Consider the following 676-nt stretch of genomic DNA (forward strand, 5'->3'; position numbering starts at 1 on the left):
CACCAACGATTTCTTTGGAAACTTCTTTCGAGCATTCGCAGGCAAATGTCGAACCACATCCATGAATTGACGGCAATCTTCACGATCAATATCAGCGATAGGTCTATCGACACCAAATATCTCCATCAGCACATTATAAACCGACTGATACGTCATCACCGTCTTCTTTGAACGAGATCGTGCTGGATCAGCCATATAACGCCCGTACAGGTCATCCAGCGTGATGGATGGCTTCTTGGGTGCATGGACTTCGAGAACCTCTTCAACGACCGTTTTGATCAACGCTTTTAAACCGTCTGGGTCGTTTTGTGGTGGAGCTTTGATTTGTGGGTCGTGTGTATCACTTTTGTGTATCACCCTGTATTGGTCAGGAGTGTCATTTAAAACCACACCACGGGCTTCTGAGATAATCTGCTCAACATCATTGCATACGGTTCGATAACGTTGCACAGCGGTGCTGTAATCGGCAGTATTCAGCGACTTAAGGAACTCTTTGCGACCAATGTTATCTTGAATATCATGGGGAACCCGACGACGGTATCGCCAGATATTTCCACGACGATATAGGTTGGGGAGTTTAGCCATAATGACCATCCCCAATACACCGTGTGTACCAGTTGTGTGTATCACTTTGCCGATTCTGATCGAAACCGATTAGAAAATCGAGGGTAAGAAT

Annotated in this window: 1 protein-coding gene; it reads right to left on the reverse strand. The window is 45.7% G+C overall.

Annotated features, from left to right (window positions below; all coding sequences use genetic code 11):
• A partial coding sequence (locus IEW74_RS17255) for a DUF6538 domain-containing protein (protein WP_229734410.1) occupies window positions 1-585 on the reverse strand: 585 nt, incomplete at its 3' end.
• Between the last annotated feature and the right edge of the window lie 91 nt (window positions 586-676).

Origin of the sequence: Terasakiella brassicae (assembly GCF_014641495.1) — a bacterium.
Taxonomy (GTDB): domain Bacteria; phylum Pseudomonadota; class Alphaproteobacteria; order Rhodospirillales; family Terasakiellaceae; genus Terasakiella; species Terasakiella brassicae.